Annotated in this window: 22 protein-coding genes; 9 read left to right on the top strand and 13 right to left on the bottom strand. The window is 48.0% G+C overall.

All coding sequences use genetic code 11. The features are described from left to right. The first annotated feature begins 2 nt into the window (after positions 1-2). From G413_RS0102885 to udp, 3 genes are read left to right on the top strand one after another with little or no spacing between them, the layout of a single operon-like run. Complete coding sequence (locus tag G413_RS0102885; protein WP_022789436.1) at positions 3-293, top strand: hypothetical protein; 291 nt, start codon at positions 3-5, stop codon at positions 291-293. Then, entirely contained in the window at positions 287-586 is a 300-nt protein-coding gene (locus G413_RS0102880; protein ID WP_022789435.1) for a hypothetical protein, read from the top strand. The genes G413_RS0102885 and G413_RS0102880 overlap by 7 nt, the downstream gene beginning before the upstream one ends. Positions 587-594: 8 nt before the next feature. Then, positions 595-1,380: a uridine phosphorylase gene (udp, locus tag G413_RS0102875; RefSeq protein WP_022789434.1), complete on the top strand. Its 786-nt coding sequence runs from the start codon at positions 595-597 to the stop codon at positions 1,378-1,380. A 330-nt stretch (positions 1,381-1,710) separates the two neighbouring features. On the opposite strand, the gene G413_RS0102870 is transcribed toward udp, so the two are convergent. Then, positions 1,711-2,691 (bottom strand): helix-turn-helix domain-containing protein, encoded by a 981-nt coding sequence (locus G413_RS0102870; RefSeq protein ID WP_022789433.1) that lies wholly within the window; start codon positions 2,689-2,691, stop codon positions 1,711-1,713. 208 nt (positions 2,692-2,899) lie between these two features. On the opposite strand from G413_RS0102870, the gene G413_RS0102865 reads away from it, so the two are divergent. Genes G413_RS0102865 through G413_RS10780 form a run of 4 tightly spaced genes read left to right on the top strand, consistent with a single transcriptional unit; the run spans position 2,900 to position 6,618 of the window. Beyond that, positions 2,900-3,490 carry an MptD family putative ECF transporter S component gene (locus tag G413_RS0102865; protein ID WP_022789432.1) on the top strand — a complete coding sequence of 197 codons (591 nt, stop codon included), beginning with the start codon at positions 2,900-2,902 and terminating at the stop codon, positions 3,488-3,490. Beyond that, positions 3,491-4,213: an energy-coupling factor transporter transmembrane component T gene (locus tag G413_RS0102860; RefSeq protein WP_002607860.1), complete on the top strand. Its 723-nt coding sequence runs from the start codon at positions 3,491-3,493 to the stop codon at positions 4,211-4,213. It begins immediately after the preceding gene. 16 nt (positions 4,214-4,229) lie between these two features. Further along, positions 4,230-5,738: an ABC transporter ATP-binding protein gene (locus G413_RS0102855; protein WP_022789431.1), complete on the top strand. Its 1,509-nt coding sequence runs from the start codon at positions 4,230-4,232 to the stop codon at positions 5,736-5,738. Between the two features lie 28 nt (positions 5,739-5,766). Then, entirely contained in the window at positions 5,767-6,618 is an 852-nt protein-coding gene (locus G413_RS10780; protein ID WP_022789430.1) for an ABC transporter transmembrane domain-containing protein, read from the top strand. 84 nt (positions 6,619-6,702) lie between these two features. Here G413_RS10780 and G413_RS0102845 read toward each other — a convergent pair whose 3' ends face one another. From G413_RS0102845 to G413_RS0102805, 9 genes are all read right to left on the bottom strand, one after another. Beyond that, positions 6,703-8,319, bottom strand: a complete 1,617-nt coding sequence (locus G413_RS0102845; RefSeq protein ID WP_022789429.1) for a recombinase family protein — start codon at positions 8,317-8,319, stop codon at positions 6,703-6,705. A 111-nt stretch (positions 8,320-8,430) separates the two neighbouring features. Beyond that, positions 8,431-8,619 carry a transposon-encoded TnpW family protein gene (locus G413_RS0102840; protein ID WP_020995296.1) on the bottom strand — a complete coding sequence of 63 codons (189 nt, stop codon included), beginning with the start codon at positions 8,617-8,619 and terminating at the stop codon, positions 8,431-8,433. 14 nt (positions 8,620-8,633) lie between these two features. After that, the gene (locus tag G413_RS11920; RefSeq protein ID WP_081637601.1) at positions 8,634-9,476 is read right to left on the bottom strand and encodes an ATP-binding protein; all 843 of its coding nucleotides are present in this window, start codon (positions 9,474-9,476) and stop codon (positions 8,634-8,636) included. After that, positions 9,473-10,231, bottom strand: a complete 759-nt coding sequence (locus G413_RS0102830) for a phage replisome organizer N-terminal domain-containing protein (RefSeq protein WP_027969008.1) — start codon at positions 10,229-10,231, stop codon at positions 9,473-9,475. The genes G413_RS11920 and G413_RS0102830 overlap by 4 nt, the downstream gene beginning before the upstream one ends. Positions 10,232-10,343: 112 nt before the next feature. After that, the gene (locus G413_RS11915; RefSeq protein ID WP_037614314.1) at positions 10,344-10,730 is read right to left on the bottom strand and encodes a cysteine-rich VLP domain-containing protein; all 387 of its coding nucleotides are present in this window, start codon (positions 10,728-10,730) and stop codon (positions 10,344-10,346) included. Beyond that, positions 10,720-12,348: a relaxase/mobilization nuclease domain-containing protein gene (locus G413_RS0102820; RefSeq protein WP_027969007.1), complete on the bottom strand. Its 1,629-nt coding sequence runs from the start codon at positions 12,346-12,348 to the stop codon at positions 10,720-10,722. Before G413_RS0102820 ends, G413_RS11915 begins: the two co-directional genes overlap by 11 nt. Then, positions 12,320-12,718: a plasmid mobilization protein gene (locus tag G413_RS0102815; RefSeq protein WP_022789425.1), complete on the bottom strand. Its 399-nt coding sequence runs from the start codon at positions 12,716-12,718 to the stop codon at positions 12,320-12,322. Before G413_RS0102815 ends, G413_RS0102820 begins: the two co-directional genes overlap by 29 nt. Before the next feature lie 596 nt (positions 12,719-13,314). Then, positions 13,315-13,506, bottom strand: a complete 192-nt coding sequence (locus G413_RS12385; RefSeq protein WP_000841357.1) for a hypothetical protein — start codon at positions 13,504-13,506, stop codon at positions 13,315-13,317. Between the two features lie 131 nt (positions 13,507-13,637). After that, a complete protein-coding gene (locus tag G413_RS0102805; protein WP_001909500.1) occupies positions 13,638-13,835 on the bottom strand; it encodes a helix-turn-helix domain-containing protein in 198 nt (65 codons plus the stop codon). Positions 13,836-13,884: 49 nt separating this feature from the next. Here G413_RS0102805 and G413_RS12620 point away from each other — a divergent pair, with 49 nt between their 5' ends. Beyond that, the gene (locus tag G413_RS12620; protein WP_001135090.1) at positions 13,885-14,379 is read left to right on the top strand and encodes a hypothetical protein; all 495 of its coding nucleotides are present in this window, start codon (positions 13,885-13,887) and stop codon (positions 14,377-14,379) included. 41 nt (positions 14,380-14,420) lie between these two features. Here G413_RS12620 and G413_RS0102795 read toward each other — a convergent pair whose 3' ends face one another. From G413_RS0102795 to tet(W), 3 genes are all read right to left on the bottom strand, one after another. Further along, positions 14,421-15,188, bottom strand: a complete 768-nt coding sequence (locus tag G413_RS0102795; RefSeq protein WP_000456787.1) for a class I SAM-dependent methyltransferase — start codon at positions 15,186-15,188, stop codon at positions 14,421-14,423. A 231-nt stretch (positions 15,189-15,419) separates the two neighbouring features. Continuing rightward, positions 15,420-15,875: an XRE family transcriptional regulator gene (locus G413_RS0102790; RefSeq protein ID WP_001071126.1), complete on the bottom strand. Its 456-nt coding sequence runs from the start codon at positions 15,873-15,875 to the stop codon at positions 15,420-15,422. A gap of 81 nt (positions 15,876-15,956) precedes the next feature. Next, positions 15,957-17,876: a tetracycline resistance ribosomal protection protein Tet(W) gene (gene tet(W) / locus G413_RS0102785; protein ID WP_000691721.1), complete on the bottom strand. Its 1,920-nt coding sequence runs from the start codon at positions 17,874-17,876 to the stop codon at positions 15,957-15,959. Positions 17,877-18,569: 693 nt separating this feature from the next. Here tet(W) and G413_RS10770 point away from each other — a divergent pair. Then, complete coding sequence (locus tag G413_RS10770) at positions 18,570-19,439, top strand: ABC transporter ATP-binding protein (protein ID WP_248664873.1); 870 nt, start codon at positions 18,570-18,572, stop codon at positions 19,437-19,439. The last annotated feature ends 6 nt before the right edge of the window (positions 19,440-19,445 follow it).

The following is a 19,445-nucleotide window of genomic DNA, read 5'->3' as shown; positions in this document are numbered from 1 at the left end:
ATATGTCAAAATCAATTCCATCCAGTGGTGCCGGTGCTATTCGTGTTATGTTAAAAAATAAGAAAGGCCTGCACTTTGAACAACAGTCGAAAAAGGCAAATGAGGAAAGAACAAGCTATTTATATGACATATTCTATGAAAATGTGACAGGTACTTTAAATATGTCCGTTGTGGATGGTGACATCCGCATTGCGGCTTTAAATTTGAGTATGGGTAAAGTCATTACTCTAGAAAATGATCAGAACTTGAAAAAATTCTGTCGTTATATTTTGGAGCAGGATGGTCAATGTTAGTTCGTCTGCATGTGGTCATAGATACAGAAGATACAGGTATAGAGGAAGAAATTAAAGAACAGCTTCGTTCATATTGTCCGGATCTGTCTTTTTCACCATCCAGAGAACAGCCTTCTTTGATGAATTGTATGGAGTTCTATTCTACCGTACAATTGGAAAAAGAGCAGGCAGAAGTGCTTTGGCAAACGTTAAATAATGACTGGGATGGAGAATTTGATGATTGTGATGCCTATGGCTTTAATACCATCATGTTTCATCCTCATGTTTATTATCTTCAATTTCAAATACAGTAGGTGCGTTTATGATCGATTATACACAAGGGGCTGGTGTGCAATATCACATTGGTGTCAATGAAGAAGAAATAGGAAGCTATGTATTTTTGACCGGGGATCCCGGACGGGTAGAAGAAGTGGCAAAGTATTTACAGGATGCCCACTTTGTACAAAGAAATCGGGAATATGTCACTTATACAGGTTTTTTAGATGGCACAAAAGTCAGTGTAGTTTCCACTGGAATCGGCGGACCTTCTACGGCCATTGCCATAGAAGAGCTGGTTCGATGCAAGGTACATACGTTTTTACGTCTGGGCACCTGTGGCGGAATGGCCTTAGATGTCAAAGGCGGCGATCTATGTATTGCCAGTGGTGCGATAAGAGCTGAAGGATGCAGTCGGGAATATGCACCAATCGAGTTTCCGGCTGTACCTGATTTTTCTGTTTTACAAGCCCAGGTACAAAGTGCGCAAAAGCTTTCCTTACGCTTTCATGTTGGGGTAGCACATTGTAAAGACAGCTTTTATGGCCAGCATGAGCCTTTGAAATCGCCGGTTGGAAAGCGCCTTGCGGAAAACTGGCAGGCGTATTGTGCTTTAGGTACGATCTGTTCGGAGATGGAAAGCAGTACGTTGTTTATCGTTGCTTCCGCATTACATGTTCGTGCCGGCGCGATGTTTATGGCAATTGCCAATCAGGAACGAGAAAAACAAGGGTTGTCCAATCCACAGGATCATAACCTTCATCCGATGTTTTCCTGTGCTGTGGAAACGATGAAAGCTTTGATCGCAGAAGATAAAAAAAGGGAAGCTTAACCTTCCCGTAAAGATTGAAATACACTAGGAATTTGATGAATCAGATCCTCCGGCATAATGGCAGAGGAGCATAAAGAAGTATTGCGAAAATACTAACCTATGCCAAGTGAACGGGAAATATGAAACCTCTATGTGAATGGACGAACCATTTGCATAGAGGTTTTCTTTTGCTTCTTAAAATTTTTCAGCGTCCGCAGGACGCGCAGCCGTCACCGAATGGGGACGATCTTGGGGGCTTGGGGGGAATCCCTCAACAAGCATTTTGGCCGGTGCAATCCGGCCAAAATCGCAAAACATGTATATGTTTGCATTGCTTGCCAATCTGTAATCTCACAGCTTTTGAATTTTTTTAGTTCGCCTATATTCCAGAGGGTTCATCTGAAATTGTTGACGGAATACTTCGGCAAACTTCCCTTGTTTTGTATATCCAATTTGTGAAGCGATTTCAGATATGGATAGCGTGGTTTCAGTTAATAACTTTTCTGCCATGCTCATACGTAAATCACGCAGATAGTCGGAAACATTTTTTCCATATACTCCTCGAAAGTAATTTTTCAAACTTGTTTCACTAACGCCGAATTGTTGTGCAATCTGTTTCATGGGAATATGCTGTTTCAAATCAGCGGTTAATATCTGCTCTGCCTTTTTCGCAATTTCCACTTGTACGCTGGTATAGAAGGTTAGAGTTTTTTCCTTGACAACATTTCCTGCATCTAACAGTAGATGTAGCAACTCCAAGACACAAAGTTTCATATGAAAAGGAGATGGTGTTTCATAGAACTGCCATAACCGCTCAAGGATTTTTCCCATTTCACTGCTGGCTTCTGCGATGTATGTATCCTTTTTTTCAAAGTAGATTTCTGACAGTTGCGACAAGTTCAAATTAAAAAGATTATCCACATTGGAGTTGGCTTCTGTAAAAAAATCAGGGTCAAAATACATGGTAATACCGTGATAATACTTCGTAGGGAAATAAGATTCGCTTTGCGAGGTCTGCCTGCTGATGCAAAAATCTTTTTCTTTGAGATAAATATAAGAATTGTCATCCAAAAGCATTTCAATCCGGCCACCCACACAATAATTAAACTGCATAGGGTGATACACAGCATTTTCTGCGATTTCTCCCGGCAAAGAACGAGCGTGAATGTCAAAGAAAATCAGGCGCATATATGGCAGAATATTGAAAAGGGTTGTTTTACTGATGCCCTCTGCCGAATTGATTGTGAATGACAGGCTATCCGGCCCTTTTTGCAACTGCACATTTGATGAAACCAAATAGTTTTCAAGCATTTGATTTAATATTTCACCCATTACACCGCCCCTTTTTTAGCTACTATTTCTTGCGATATGGAATCGTCACAACTATTATCGTCTTATTTTGATTCCTTGTCAAGTTAAAACTCGTTGCTATATGGGGCTAAAATGCTGATATAGGGATAGAAGTACAGATGAACGGTGTGCTATACTTTATTGCGGTTAGCAAAGCCTAACCACAATGAAAAGTTAGGAGGACATTCTCATGAATGAAAAGAAACTAAAGGCAAGAGACTTCATCACCATTGGTATCTTTACCGCAATCCTGTGGGTTGTGCAGATGGTTATCATGTATCTCGGATTTCTATCCCCGTTTGTTGTCGCCGGTTATGCCGTTCTCATCCCGATTGTCACAGGTATTCCGATGATGCTCTACTATGCGCGGATCGAAAAGTTTGGGATGCTTACAATAACATCGGTTATTGTTGCAATCCTGTTGTTTATCTTTGGCATGGGCTTTCTTGGCGCACCTGTTTGTATTGCGGCAGGAGTGATTGCAGATCTGATTGCCAAGTCCGGGAAATATAAAAGTTGGAAAAAAACCGTTATCAGTTGCGGCGTATTCAATCTTTGGGTTAGTGCAAGTTATCTTCCCCTCATTCTCACAGCAGACTCTTACAAGCAAAGTCTGATTGAAAGCGGATTTGATGCTTCTTTTGCCGATACTCTGTTTACGCTCGTAACTCCCGCTACATATCCAGTCATTATTCTGCTCTGCTTTGTGTGCGGAGTAATCGGTGCGTTTATTGGTAAGGCCGTTGTACGGAAGAACTTTGAAAAGGCGGGAATTGTGTAAATGGAAAATGGATATAGAAAAAGCCTCAATATCCGCTTCCATCTTGATCCGAGAACAAAACTGCTTTTGCTGATTTTGTTTTCCGTTGTTGTAATGATTGATGTAACGGATGGCCCGGCTTATATTGTCCGGGCCATCATGACCTACATTCCTGTGGTTCTGGTCTGCCTGGAAGGGAAACCCCATGTAGGCGCAAGGTTTACTGTTCTTTTCATTTTGGCTACATGGCTTATGGAGATTACACAGGAAAACATCGGGGGCATAGCGGGCATGTTGATACTGTTTCTATGCTACATGATTACGCAGTTTGCACCAACGATGATTATGGTCTGGTACTGCATTTCAACAACAAAAATCAGTGAATTTATGGCTGCTATGAACCGTATGCGCCTGCCACAAGGACTTGCAATTTCTATTGCCGTAATGATGCGCTTTTTTCCTACATTGTCAGAGGAATACCGGTCAATCCGTGATGCTATGCGTATGAGAGGAATTGCTTTTGGCGGCGGCAAGGTAACGAAAATGATTGAATATCGTTTAGTTCCTCTGCTGTTTTCCTGTATCAGTATCGGGGACGAGTTATCAGCGGCGGCAGTCACCAGAGGTCTTGGAGCACCGGTAAAAAGGACGAATGTTTGTGAGATTGGGTTCCATAGCAAAGATTATGTGGTAATTGCAGTAACTTTAGTGTTGTCAATTTTATATATTTACCTTTCAGTGTGAGTGGAAGTAGGATGATATGATTGAGATAAAAAATGTAACCTTTCATTATTCAGGATTAGACCAAGCGGGACTTTCTGATTTTAATCTGTCTGTTACAGACGGAGAATGTATTCTTTTGTGCGGTGCATCAGGCTGTGGTAAAACAACTGTGACGAGGCTTATCAATGGTCTTATCCCCCATTTTTTCAAGGGCGAGCTTACCGGGGATGTTTGTGTGAATGGATTAGACATCAAGCAGCAGGAACTTTATAATCTGGCCGGAATTGTCGGGTCTGTTTTCCAAAATCCCCGCAGCCAATTCTTTTCCGTAGACACAGACGGCGAAGTGGTCTTTGGGCCTGAAAATATCGGCTTGCCAAAGCCGGAAATTTTATCCAGGAAAAAGCAGGTAGTCCAGGAGTTAAATCTAAATGAACTTTTGGGACGCAGCCTTTTCGACTTATCTGGCGGTGAAAAACAAAAGATTGCCTGTGCATCGGTGGCGGCTCTCTTACCGGACATCATCATTTTGGATGAACCATCCTCAAATCTGGATTGGGCGGCAATCCGCGATCTGCGTGATGCTATGCAGCTGTGGAAGTCTCAAGGCAAGACGATCATCATTTCAGAACACCGCCTATGGTATCTGAAAGATATTATTGACCGGGCAGTTTATATGGAAAAAGGCCGTATTGTCAACGAATGGACAAGGCAAGAATTTTCTCAGCTTACTGAAAAGGAATTGAAATCTTATGAACTTCGGCCTGTTACATTGGAGGAACGCTATATCCGGCAATTTTCTAATGTTTCAAAGTCAGGCGATGAAAATCCCGCAGACCAGAGAAATCTGAAAACAGGCATTGACAGAGATGAACTGTTGTGCCTTACGGATTTCTATTTCACTTACACACCGCGAAAATATCTTTTCGTAAAGAAAAAGCTGACACCAGAAGATGAAGAAATCTGCGATTTACGGATACCACATCTTCAAATTGAAAAAGGGAAAATTGTCGGAGTGATTGGGGATAACGGCTCTGGAAAATCAACCTTTCTTCGCTGCTTATGCGGGTTAGAAAAGACCTGTATAGGGACTGTCGAAGTCTCAGGCAGAACATATCATGGGCGGCAGTTGACAAAGATTTGCTATATGGTTATGCAGGATGTAAACCATCAGCTATTTACAAATAGTGTTCTCTCCGAAGTGCTTCTGTCAATGGAACACCCCGATGAGAAGGCAGCCGAAAAAATTTTAGAAAGCCTTGACTTGGATGAATACAAGGAAAAACATCCGATGGCTTTGTCAGGAGGACAAAAGCAGCGGGTAGCGATTGCATCTGCTATTGCAGCACAGGCGCAGATATTACTTTTCGATGAGCCGACATCTGGACTGGATTACCGCCACATGCGTGAGGTTGCGGAACTTTTGAAAAGACTGGCGGCTGAAGGAAAGACTATATTTGTATCGACCCATGACCCGGAGCTGATTGCTTTATGCTGTGATAGAATTATCCGAATCACTGAGGGACGGGCGCAGGAAGTCGGCTGATATTTCTGAAGAAGGAGGTTGATAAGTTGTGAAAGAACAGAAAAAGGGTTCTCCCCTCGGCACTCTTTGGAGCTGGGGGAAGGCTCATCACGGTAAATTTGTTTTCAGTATTATCCTGGCAATTCTCGGTGTGGCCTGCCAGATGATACCGTATTTTTGTGTAGTTAATGTCATTTCTAAAATGTTCGCTGGAGAAACTGCCTTCTCTGCATATCTGCCTGTATGTCTTGTGGCTTTAGCAGGATATTGCGGGAAGGTGCTTTTTTCAAACCTGTCAACAGTAATTTCCCATAATGCGGCATATAGTACGCTGCGGGATCTGCGGGAGCGTGTTGTGGAAAAACTCGCAAAGGTGCCGATGGGAACGATTTTAGACACCCCATCCGGCCACTATAAAAGCATCATTGTTGACCGGATAGAAGGGATGGAAATACCATTTGCTCATCTCCTGCCGGAAATGACTTCAAATATGTTGGTGCCGCTGTTTATCATTGTATACCTGTTCGTTTTGGATTGGCGGATGGCACTTCTTTCCTTGGCAACCCTGTTTATCGGGTTGGTCATTATGTCCATCGGTATGCGGAACTATGCCACAGAAGGCGCAGGTGCAATGGCCGCCAGCAAGAAAATGGCCGATGCTGTTGTAGAGTATATCGGCGGTATTGAGGTAGTCAAAGCATTCAGCCAGTCTGCAGGTTCCTATGAGAAATATGCGGATGCTGTCCGGGGCAATGCAGATTACTACATAAAATGGATGGCTAACAGCCAGAAAACCATGTGTTCTTATAATGCAGTGATCCCGTCCGTACTTCTAAGCGTCCTTCCGGGCGGTATGGCTCTTTGGCTTTCCGGCAGTTTGGAAACCATGACCTTTTGCTGATGTGCGATAAAGAAGTAATAGAAGTGTAAAAAATTTTGCCGTTCCTATCCGGCACTTGCGCATTGTGTCGGATAGGTCGGGCGGTTATTCTGGCAAGTCAATCTTGCCGACAAAGCTGTAATAAATCTCAATGTCCTGCCTGCGGGTGCCGTTCTCGTCATAGCTGCACTCATGCACGACGATTTTCTCAATCATCTCCCGCAAGAGGGTGGGGGTCAATTCCTCAAAGGCAAGGTGCTTTCGGACGATACCCATAAACTTTTCCGCGTTGATGGTGGCGGCCTGCGACTTGTCCAGTTCCTCCTGCAAAGCGGCGGCGCGGTCTTTCAGTTCCCGCTGCTCCTGCTCATAGTCTGCCGACAGTTCCATGAAACGCTCGTCGCTGATTTTGCCGTTCACATTGTCCTCATACAGCCGCTTGATAATGCGGCTCACTTCGGAAATGCGCTCCTGCGCCTGTTCAAGCTGCTTGGTGGCTGCGGCGGTCTTTCTCTTGCCGCCGATCTCGTTCTGCTGGATAAGCAGCTTCACAAAGCGGCTCTCATGCTTGGCGGCGTATTCGGTCACTTGCCGGAGATTGGAGAGGACACCGGCGGTCAACAGGTCGGTGCGGATAAAGTGCGCCGTACAGTCGCGGGTGCGCTTCTTGTAGCTGCCGCAGATGTAACAGTCCTGCTTGCGGTTCTTGTTCTGATACCGCTGCTGGTACATCACATGGCCGCAGTCGGCGCAGAACAGCATACCGGAGAACAGCCCCACCTCGTCATAGCGGTTCGGGCGTTTGCGCTGCTTGCGTAACTCCTGCACGCGCTCCCATGTTTCCGTGTCGATAATCGGCTCATGGTGGTTCGGGAAAATGGCCTGCTTCTCAATGGGGTTCTCTACGCTATGCTTGGTCTTGTAAGAGGGCTTCTCCGTCTTGAAGTTTACCAGACAGCCGGTGTACTCCCGGTTTTCCAACAGGTGGACAACGGTATTTGTCGCCCACTTGCACTCATAGCCGGGGTGGTAGCGGCGGGTGCTGCCCGTCCTGCGGTATTCCAGCGTCCCCGGCGTGGGGATTTGCTGCTCCGTAAGCATACGGGCAATCTTGGTCGGGCCGTTCCCGGCAAGGCAAAGCTGGTATATCTGCCGGACTACCGGCGCGGTTTCCTCGTCAACGATATAGTTCTCGTCCTCGTCCATGAGGTAGCCATACACCGGCTTGCTGGTAACGGGCTTGCCGCTCATGCCTTTTGCTCTCTTAACTGCCTTGATTTTCTTGCTCGTATCTCTCACCAGCCATTCGTTGAACAGATTTCGCAGAGGGGTAAAATCGTTGTCCATGCCGCCGTTTGCACTGTCCACATTGTCGTTGACAGCGATAAACCGCACGCCCTTTTGGGGGAACAGCATTTCCGTGTAAAATCCCACCTGCAAGTAGTTTCGCCCTAACCGGCTCATGTCCTTGACAATGACCGTACCTACTTTCCCGGCTTCAATGTCTGCAAGCATGGCTTGAAAACCGGGCCTTTGAAAGTTCGCGCCGGAATAGCCGTCGTCGGTGTACCAGCGCAGGTTGGTAAAGCCATTCTGTTTTGCAAAGGCTTCGAGTATCCGTTTTTGGTTCGATATGGAATTGCTCTCGCCTTGCAATTCGTCCTCATGGGACAATCTCGGATAAAGGGCGGTAATGAGGTTTTGGGTGGCTTGTCTTAACATAAAATCCTCCGTTTCCGACAGCCAGCCCCACTATTCCGTGGTTTCATTGTACCACGGAACAGGGCTGGTTGTATAGCGGCAAAAGTGTCAAATCTGCTTCTTTACAGCTTGTCAAATCGCCGGTTTTTGTGTAGCAGCGGCTTCCGCTTCCAGTACCCGCGCCATTTTGTCGGCGGCGGTGGTGGTAGTGTCTTTCTTGAAATAGCCGGACACGACAAGGACGGAATTGCCCATGCGGATTTCCGTCACGCAGTCGGGGCGGCGGGCGGTGCGGGTGTCGTGCTGCTTGTTATCTGCCATAGGCAATACTCCTTTCAGTCGGTAATCAGTTTCTTCATGCTCTCCATTTTCCGCTGCGCGGTTTCCTGCCGGAAATTCTCGCCGGTAAAACGTACTGGGACGCACATGGAAAGCAGCCGGTCATAAATCCGGGAATGGGCGGTGTCCTCCGGGTTCCGCAAATCGTCCAGCGTGAGGTTGGTCGTGACGATCAGCGGCTTGCCGCTGCGGTAACGGCTGTCAATCACATTGAAAACCTGCTCCAGCCCGTATTCCGTTCCGCGCTCCATGCCGAAGTCGTCAAGGATAAGCAGCGGATAGCGGCAAAGGCGGGAAATGTACTCGTTGCGCCCCTCAAAGCTGGCGGCAAGGTCATTGAGGATAAGGGCAAAGTTCGTCATGTGGACGGGGATTTCTTTCTCCATGAGGGCGTTTGCGATACAGCCCGCAAGGTAGCTTTTCCCGGTTCCCACGCCGCCCCAGAACAGGCAGCCGATATTGTCGGCTCGCATATCCTCCCAATGCTCCACATACCGGCGGGCAATCCCGGCCTGTGGGTTCCTGCCGTTGTCGTTCTCAAAAGTCCAGTCCCGCATGGTGGGGTCGGTAAAGCCCCGGCGTTTCAGTTCCTCCACGGTGTCAAGGTGCCTGCGCCGCTTCTCGGCGGCCTCCCGTTCCTCGCGGGCGGCTCTCTGGCAGTCGCACTCTGCCGGGTGGCGGTCACGGCCAAAGATAGCGGCCTTATCCGGCGCAAAATAGGCTTCTTTCGGCTTGCGGCACTTGCCGCAGTACAGTAAACCGTCCTCGCCGGTGTAGTCCTCCGGCTCCGGGGTGGTGGCGGTCATATTCTCCAAAACAGCGTTGATTTCGTTCTTCATAAACTCTCGCCCTCCTTGCATGAGTAGTCTGGTATGCCCTTTTTCGGGGCTTTCCTGGCTGCGTCCTCCTGCGCCCATTTGTAGATTGTCGCGGCATGGCTGCGGTATCGCTTGCCGCTGGACGCGATATGGCAGGATAGCCGGTCAATGTAATAGTTCCATTTGTCGGGCAGGTCTGCTTTCAGCCCGTCCAGTTCTGATTGCGAAAGAAAGACATTTTCATATCGGCCATAGGCGGCGCGGGCGGGCTGTCCCGTATCTAACTCTCGCTCTCTCTCTTTTTCTATCTCTTTCTCTATCTCTATCTCTATCTCTGGTGGACAAATGTCCGCTTGATATGGTGGACATTTGTCCGCCCCGGCCTTTGGCAAGGCTTTCTGCTCCTGCAAAGCCAGCCTTGCCCGCCGTTTCCGCTCCCCCTCGGTAGAGGATTGGCCGATAAGCAGTTCAATGTTGCTCATATACAACGCGCCGTTCTGTAACGGCTCCACAAGCCCCAGCTTCATAAAAATCTGCAAGGCTCGCTCTACGGTGCCGACTTGCTGGCGGGTAATGGTGGCAATCATCTGCGCGGTGTAGGGAATATTTTCATCAAGCTGCAACTTCCCGCCGTTTTTCAGCGATTTCAGGTACAGTTTCAAGAGAATGTTGGAATAGAGGATACCGTCCTGCATACTTTCCAGCAGCACGATAGCGTCCTCGTCAAAGTAATTCTCTTTCAGCTTGAGGTAGTAGTATTTTCGGTTGTCTGACATGGTTCCTCCTTTGGGTGGATTTGGTGCGTTTGTACGCATTTAGAACGCCGTTTCCGGGGGAAAAGGATAAATGTATCAAGCCCCCGTTGAGGGCGGGCAAAAAAGCCTTGATTTACAAGGGTTTGACAGCCCCTAAATGCGTAGAAAGGTGGTAGCGTTTGCGCTGTCGCTCGGCTTCTTTGCGGCGGCGTACTCTGGCGGCGCAGTCGGGGCAGTATTTTCCCCGGTTGGATTTGGGGACAAAGGCCGCCCCGCAGACGGCGCAGCGTTTCCGGCTCCCCTTGTACAAAAGGGCTGCGGCCAGCTCCCCGTCAAGGGGCAGGACAGCCACACGGAACCAGCGGCACATGAGGGAAAGGGAAATGCTCTGGACGCACACGCAAGGCTCCCCGTCGTCTAACAGCAGGCAGTTCCCCTCGTCGTAGTTACAGCACTCATGTACCAGCCGCCGCGCCCGCCGGTGCTGGCGGTAGTCCATGCGGGGCAGGTTATCGCTCATGGCTCTGCTCCTTTCTGCGGTGGGGTTCCTCCCGGCGCAAAATCTGGTCGATGTTCCGCTTGACGGTCTGCAATTCCTTGAACCGCTGTTTCTGTTCGTGATAGGTGTTATACAGGCCGTCTTTCTCGGAGATAAGCTGCTCGATCTCGGCCTGCAACGCTTTCCGGGCGGGCAGCTTGGTAATGCCATGCGCCTTGAAATACCGGGCGGCGGCTTCGGCTATGATAAAATCGCTCTCGTTTGCCTGCCGATAGGCGGCGCGGGCTTTCTCGGATTTCTGCACTTTCAGCCCATCGCGGGCGGGCTTGGTCTTGGCATAGGCAAGTACCTGTTGCTGCAACTCCTTTTTCCCTTGTAGCTTCGTTTCCAGCGTTTTCAGCTTGCCGCTGGTCTGGCGCATTTCCTGATAGGCGGTATCAACGGCGGCTTCTAACTGCTCCGGGGAAGTGAAGCCGTATTCCTGATACACATTCAGCGTCGCGGCCATTTGTTTGAGGTTGTGCATGGTCGCCCAGCGTTCATAGCCCCGGCCTTTGCCCTCGGCTTTCTTCTGCTCAATGTCCACAAGCCGCTGCACACCGTCCTGTTTCGGGGCGGTTTGAGGGGTTTTTGTGGGCTGTATGCCAGCTTTCCCACGCCGGGGGTATTCGTCGGGTATGGCCGCGGCCTTTTCTGTGGCTCTGGCGGCGTTCTGCTCCAAAACGGCAAGGACAGCGGCGCGGTCAAAGTCGTCGCCCAGTTTTCGGGCGGTAATGGGCTTTGTCCTGTCCGGCGTGAGATAGGACAGCCGCCCCCGGCTCTCCTTGACGGTCACACCCTCCCGCAGCAGCAGAGAGGAAAAGTCCTCGAATGAGGTCGCCGCAGACAGCGCGGCGCGTATGGTCTGCCGCAACTTCTCCTTGTTCGTTTCAAACTTGGTCTGCCGAGGTGTGATACCCTCGGCAATCATGGGGGCGTTCTGCTTGTCCAGCGCGGCCTGTCCCTTTTTCTGCGCCCAATACTCCCGGTCTGTGACGCGGTTCTTGCTGCCGTTCAAGAGGTCGATTTGGTAAAGCCCCTCCCGGTGGCACATCTCCATGACTTCGGATTTGAAGTAGCGCATGGCAGCGTCGGTACAGCGGTGCTTGCAACCGGCTTTCGTGTCGGCTGGCCTGTCCATGTAAGGCAGGAACGGCACTTCCTCTATCCGCAGGCTGTTAATGACGATATGCACATGGATGTTGCCGCTGTGGTTATGCCCGTCCGGGTGGGTGCATACAAGGGCTTGGTGGCCGGGGAAATGCTCTTTACAGAATTGCTCGCCCAATTCCTGCGCCCGGTCTACGGTCAAGCCGTTGTCCGGCCCGTCCCGTGGGTCAAAGCTGATGATATAGTGGTGGCTTTTCACATCTTCCCGCCGTTGGTTTTTCTCATAGCGGAGATTTGCCCGCATACAGGCAACGGCAAAATCCTCGCCGCCGCAGTTCAGCGTGGACAGCCGGTAGTCCTCGCGGGGGATAAGCCTGCCGGTTTCATCAAGGACAGGCTTCATGGTAAACTCGTCATGTTCAAACAGCAGGTATTGTTCGGCGGCTCCGTAGTCGGCATTTTTAGAGTTGATATGCTTGAGTGTTGCCAACCGCGTCACCTACTTTCTTGAGGACTTCATACTTGAGGGCGGCAAGGTCGGCTATGGCGGCGCGTACCTCGCCGAACAGTGCGTTGTAGGGTGCGCCGTACTCGTTCAGATACCGGGCAATCTGATTGAGGTTGCCGCCGATCCTGCCGTACTCGGCGGCCAACTTCCCGACAGCGGAGAGCAGTTCATCATTAACCGCCGACACATGGATAACGGGGCGTATGGTGGTGCGCCGTATCGCCTGCCGGAGAAATTCGGACTGGCTGATACCATAGGGCGCAAGCCGCGCTGTGAAGTCGGCGTATTCATCTTCGGACAGCCGGGTTTTCACAACGCGGCTGCGGTGGGGTGTGTTGTATTTCTTTCGCATGGTCGTGACCTCCTTTCTTGCCGCATGAGCGCGGCGGGGATAAGCGGCGCAAGCCGCAAAGCAGGGTTTGGGGAAGGCACTCCCCAACAAGTTTCCCGCGAGGGGCAAAACCGCAGAATTGCGGATTTTGGCACCGTGGTAGAAACTTGCTCTAAGTAAGCCGTAGATTTCCCCTTGCACTTACTACTCGTATAGCTGCCGCCTGTTTTGGCCGGATTTCTGCAAAAATCTTACGGCGTGGGGCGATTTTTACCCGCAGTTCTTTCTTTCCGCTAAAGATACATTTCAAAGGCCGCCAGCTACCCGCTTGCCGGGAATTTTCTCAAATTTTCCTTTGCCTTAGAAATACAGAAAATGCAGATTTGGCTACCGCCGCAGAAAATTTTTTGTTTCCGGCTTCACCTACCTACTACGGATGACTTTGCGATTTTGCCAAACGGATAAAGAAAAAAGCAGCAAATCTTTTTCAGACTTACTGCTTTCGCTGGCCGCCGATGGGCGGTGGATATTCAGTTTTGAAAGTTCAGGTCAGGTTGGCCCGATGATGGATAGCACAATAAATTCCTGTTTTCCCTTTAAGGCATTGTGCATTTTTTCTATTTCTCTTGATGATTATTTTTTTCATAATCAATCAATGTACCTATAACAATTCCAATCAACATTCCGATACCTGCACAAATAGAAATAGCAAAAAGATTTTGCAAAAACGCCCATGCCAACACACCTATGCAACCACCGACAATAAATCCTGTTAATAAGCCAATAGTTAAGTATTTATTACTTTTCATATTGCTATATCTCCCCTAAAAGTATATTTGTCGTTGGTTCTATTATACTATGACCTGCTTCCTTTAGGAATAGATGAATTGTAAACTGGCTGGAGTGAAACCGCTAATGACAGCCAGTGTTTGTTCTTTGTTTATCGGTCAAAGCGAAATTTGAACAGGGCGGCAATGAGCTGTTGCTTTATATGTTCCTCAACTTCGGCGTTGACTTTCCCGTGTACTTTGGAACAGTAGCGGATATATCCGGCATAGTGGGAAAGAATGGTGTCGATTGCGTCCGGGTCGCCCTCATGGGCTTTGACGATTGTTTCATAGGGGAGAAGTTTACTCATAGTCATTTCCCTCCATGAGCCGCCTTAACCGCTGCAAGGCAAGCCGGATATGCCGCCCCGCTGTGCTGCGTGTCCGGCCAATATGTACGCCGATCACTCGCTGCGGCTGGCGCAGGAAATAGTAACGAAAAATTTCTTCCTGCGTCTGCTCCGGCAAAAGGGCAAGGGCGGCGGCAAGCTCCGCATGATACAGAACGGCGGTCTGGCCGCAGGCGGTAAAAAGATATTCTTCAAGCTACTCCGGCTCGGCAAGCTGGACAAACTTTTCACTCATCAGATAATCAAGGGAAACTTCCCGTTCCCACCTCCGGCGCAGCTTCAAGATTTTATCTATGGCTGCGTGACGAATGACTACCTTGCAAAAGGCATTGAATGTGTACTGGATATGCACCTTGTAGGCTTCATCTTCGGTCATGGAAATTCCCCCTCTCTGAATAATAGTGCGGGGCGGCAGTACTCCTTGCTGTCGCCCCTTGATTGCCTACCAGCAAAGACGGGCGGGGCTGTCAACGACGGCGCGAAGCGGCGTTCATTTTATCGTTGACTGGCTCGGCTGGGTTTGCTATTTACCCGACAAACTTGAATTTATTTTAAGCTATCACGTTTTACCTTCTTAAGCCTTACTATCATTACCATAGGAATTTCTTTGTTGGTTTTGAAACATTCTTCATAAAATCCATCAATGACAAATCCAGCTCTAAAACAAAGGTTAAAAATATCTTGTATGGAACGATGATAATAAATCTGCTCTTTCGGTTGCCCTTCAATCGCTATATCATAGTAACTGTGCGGTGTCATATATTTTTCAGTCAACGTGACAAAACAAGGGTGTTGCGTTGCAAAGACAAAAATTCCGCTTTCCTGCAACAGTTCATAAACAGCCATAAGAAGTGGTTCAATGTCCGTAATATCCATAATTGCCATATTAGAAACTGCTTTCGTAAAGGCTCGATTTCTTTTTAATTCTAATATACTTTTTCTATCGGTCGCATCCGCCACACAAAATTCAATTTGTTTTGCATATTGTGATTGCCGTCTTTTAGCCAATTCTATCATTTTTTTGCTGTAATCAAAAGCGACAACCGAAGCACCTCTTTGTGCAAGATACGAAGAATAATTTCCATTGCCACACGCAATATCCAAAATGTAATCCGCAGGATTAGGAGATAGAAGTTCCGTTACTTTGGGGCGCACTACCTCTCTGTGAAATTCATTAGATTCGTCACCCATTGCATTATCCCAAAATTGTGCGTTCTCCTCCCAGATTTTTTTACTTTCCTCTGTTCCCATGTTCTCTCCCACTCCCAAAATTTGCTTTTTTGCTTCCATTAAATCTTCCTTACTATATTCCATTGTTACCCTCCATAACTTCTGATTGTTGTCGTCTTGACTATTATGTATCTTTTCTTTCCAAAATGGTATAGGCTTTTATTTTTGTAATGCTGCAAAACTTTTCTTCTGTAAGGTATTCAAAGGATATTTCCCTTTGCCGCCGCTTGCATTAAGCCGCCGCTATTGGAAAGCCAAAAGCAGCGGCTTTTTTTACTCGGTATTACCGAAAAGTATAGAAAGCAGGATATGTCATCATTTGTCATTTCTTCTCAATGTAATAACTGCATGGCATATCAAGCCAAATACAAGAGAAAAACAGCCACCGCCAAATAGTGATGCTCCCCACCCTGCACCTGACATTGTCATAAAACCGCCAACAAAGAAAATACCAATGCCAAGAAATATACCAACACCATAAAAAAGTCCAATTGCCATATCGTACTTATTAAATTGTCGTTTCTCCTTTTTTTCATATGTTTCCATCTTTGTTATTACCTCCTTCGCAAAATCGTCCATGTTGACTCCAAAAAGAAAGCAAATTTTTTTCAACATATTTAAATCGGGTTCATTAACATCTCTCTCCCAATTCGATAGTGCCTGCCGGGTAACATTCAATTCCCCGGCTAGTTCTTCCTGTGTCATTCCCAATTGTGTTCGCAGATGACGTATTTGCTTTCCTGTTGTAATATTCGTCTGTTCCTGGTTCAAAATAGTTTCTCCTCTCTGATACTGATTTTATCAATGATATTTCGCAATAGCCAGCAATGAACGCTTGCATTGCGCAAGACGTTACATTATCTTCTGAAACATATAGCGCACCTTGTCCAGGCGGCTGTTTGGACGGCGGGGCTGGATGACTGGCTTGCCGACAGCGGCCTGATACCCTTTCAGTTCTGTAAGGCATACGCTCTGCCCGTTGGTGTAAAAGGCCAGATCAGTACGGTATGCCTGTATACAGCGGGCGGGAATCTCGCCAGTAAAGACAACTTCATCCTTTTTTACCTGGACCGTTTCGATGGTGGCACAGTATTTCGGTGCATCATGATAAGCCCTGGAAAGATATTCCCGGGGCGCATAGAGGGTGAAGGAGAGATAAGGTTCCAGCAGTTGCGTCCCTGATTCCTTCAATGCCTGTTCCAATACAATCGGGGCCAATGAGCGGAAGTCCGCCGGCGTGCTGACCGGACTGTAATAAAGCCCGTATTCAAAGCAAATCTTACAGTCCGTTACGTTCCAGCCGAACAAGCCCTGCTCCAGCCCGTAACGGATACCATCCCTGACAGCGTTTTGAAAACTCTGGTTCAAGTATCCCAGCGAAACCCGGCTCTCGTATTGTACACCGGAGCCAAGCGGGAGTGGTGTAACAGACAGTCCGATGGATGCCCAAAACGGGTTGGGCGGCACCTCGATATGGATGGTGTGGCTGGCTGCTTTGAGCGGCCGCTCCATATAAATGACGGTGGGTTCCTTTACCACTGTTTCAAGCTTGTATTTTTCCGACAGCAAAGCGGAAACAACCTCCAACTGCACCCGGCCCAAAAAAGAAAGAATGATCTCATGGGTGATGGAATCCACCTCGCAGCGCAAAAGCGGGTCAGTATCCGCAAGTTGCGTAAGAGCGTCCAGCAGCCGTTCTCTTTGCGCTGCCGTTTTCGGCGCAATCGACGTCCGCAGCATGGGGAGGGGGTCCTCACGCCACCTTTTACGAGGGAGCCGGGTTGGGTCCCCTAATACATCGTTTAACCTCACGCTGTCGCTGGGAAGGATAACAATTTCACCCGGATAAGCGGTGTCTGTCCGAACAATTTCCCCTTTGGATGGAATACGCATCTCTGTGATTTTCAGCTTTTCTCTCCCGGCCAGGGCCACCGTATCCCGCAGGCGCAGCGTTCCGCTGTATAGCCGTAGATAGACACGCCGCTGGCCGCAATCTGTATACTCCACCTTGAAAACGCTGCCGCATAGGGCGGCGCTCCCCTGTTCCCCAATCGGTTGGAACAGCCCTGTCACCGCATCCATCAACGGTTGAATGCCAAGGCCCTTTTTGGCGCTGCCATAATAGACCGGGAACAGGGAGGCGTCTTGAACCCGCCGCTGTTCCTCCCGCACAAGTTTTTCCCGGCTGATTGGTTCTCCTGCGATATACTTTTCCAATAATTTATCGTTATTTTCGATGACCGCATCCCATGCTTCTATGTCGGTATTTTCCTCCAGGACTATTTCCGGGGACAGCGACACCGTCTGCTTGATGATAATATCGGCGGAGAGCTTATCCCGAACAGACTGAACCACGCTCTGCAAATCAACGCCAGCCTGGTCGATCTTGTTGATAAAGATAACGGTGGGAATGTTCATTTTCCGCAGGGCATGGAACAGAATACGGGTCTGGGCCTGCACGCCATCTTTAGCGGAGATCACCAAGATGGCCCCATCTAAAACAGCCAAAGAGCGGTACACCTCCGCCAAAAAATCCATGTGGCCGGGCGTATCCACAATGTTGACTTTACATCTGTGCCACTGGAAGGAAGTGACTGCCGCTTGAATGGTAATCCCACGCTGCCGCTCCAAAAACATGGTGTCCGTCCTCGTTGTCCCTTTTTCGACGCTCCCCGGTTCTGAAATGGCTCCGCTGGCATATAGCAGGCTCTCCGTCAAGGTCGTCTTTCCAGCGTCTACATGGGCAAGAATTCCAATATTGATTATTTTCATGTGATTGTCCTCCCTTTACTGCCCCGAAGGGCATAAAAATCCCCAGCAGTAAAATACTTTTACCACTGGGGATGATAATTTGCGGACATACACATATACAGCATACACCTGTTTGTGAGTGCTGTTTTTGGGGATATGTCAAAATTGATAAGGCAAAAGTATTCTTAAATTGGGTACAAAAAACTAAGCCCCTACAAAAGGGACTATCATAATCCTTTGTTCCCACTATTTGATTATAGTTTTATTTAAGAATACCTTGCCGCATATTTTTTACTCCTTTTCTGGAATTGAATTATTATATCACATCAGTTTTAGGAAAACAAGTATCTAAAAGAAATTTTTCTTCCCCTTATATGTAACAATCATACCGGCTTCCTAACGTTCAGAATGGTTTCTACTGTCTGCTGCGGTGTTTGGTTGGAATTGTCCAGCCAAAAGCCGATCCGTGGTGTTGTCTGCATTTTACTAAATACAAATTCAATGTATACAGAAAGAAATATATAAGGAGTGGGAGGGATTCCGCCGTAGTCGGCATTGTAGGAAAATCCAAAAGTTTAGATTTTCTCAAAATGCTTATCTTTTGGTCTTTGGTTCGGAATAGTGTAGTGCTGGCGGTCTATCTATTGTTTTCGGTTGCTTGCTTCTTTACCGTACATGAGCATTATGGCAGCGGTTATCTTTTCCCTTGGACTTGTGGGGCCAATCATGGAGGCTTTTTCTTTCACCGGCTCTTTGGCTATGCTGGGAAAAAATACAGAGGAAATCGACAGCATCTTAAATGCCGAAGAACTTCATCATGCCAATGGGCCTGTTGCGTTTGACGATTTGGAAATTGAACTCAAGAATGTATCATTTTCTTATGATAAACAGCAGGAAGTTTTGCATGGTATAAATCTTTCCATCCGCCCCGGAACGATAACCGCCTTTGTGGGGCCTTCCGGTTCCGGCAAGTCTACGATTGCAAAACTAATTGCCGGATATTGGGATGTTACCAGCGGCAGCATTACTTTGGGTGGTCATGAGCTGACAGAGGTTCCGTTGTCACAGCTTTCGGAACAAATTTCCTATGTATCCCAGGACAACTACCTGTTTAACCGCAGTATCCGTGAAAATATCCGTATGGGAAAACCTGGCGCATCTGATCAAGAAGTAGAAAAAGCAGCAATCCGAAGCGGCTGTGACAGCTTCATTCGTGGGCTGGATAAAGGTTATGAAACGATTGTCGGCAGCAGCGGTTCCCAGCTTTCCGGCGGTGAACGCCAGCGAATTGCTATTGCCCGCGCTATGCTGAAAGACGCTCCCATCGTGATTTTAGACGAGGCAACAGCTTTCATTGATCCAGAGAATGAAGCAATCGTCCAGAAAGCAATTTCTGCATTAACTGCCGGAAAGACACTGATTGTAATTGCCCATAGGCTTTCTACAATCACAGGCGCAGATAACATTGTGGTAGTCAATGCAGGAAATATTGAAGCACAAGGCACCCATGAACAATTACTGGCTCATTGTCCGCTTTACAAGGATATGTGGCAGGCGCACATTGGTGCAAGAGATGAAGCGTAAGGAGGT

Source organism: Faecalicoccus pleomorphus DSM 20574, from assembly GCF_000420345.1.
GTDB lineage: Bacteria > Bacillota_I > Bacilli_A > Erysipelotrichales > Erysipelotrichaceae > Faecalicoccus > Faecalicoccus pleomorphus.
The sequence above is the reverse complement of the archived record's forward strand: the minus strand, read 5'-3'. Positions and strand labels throughout refer to the sequence as shown.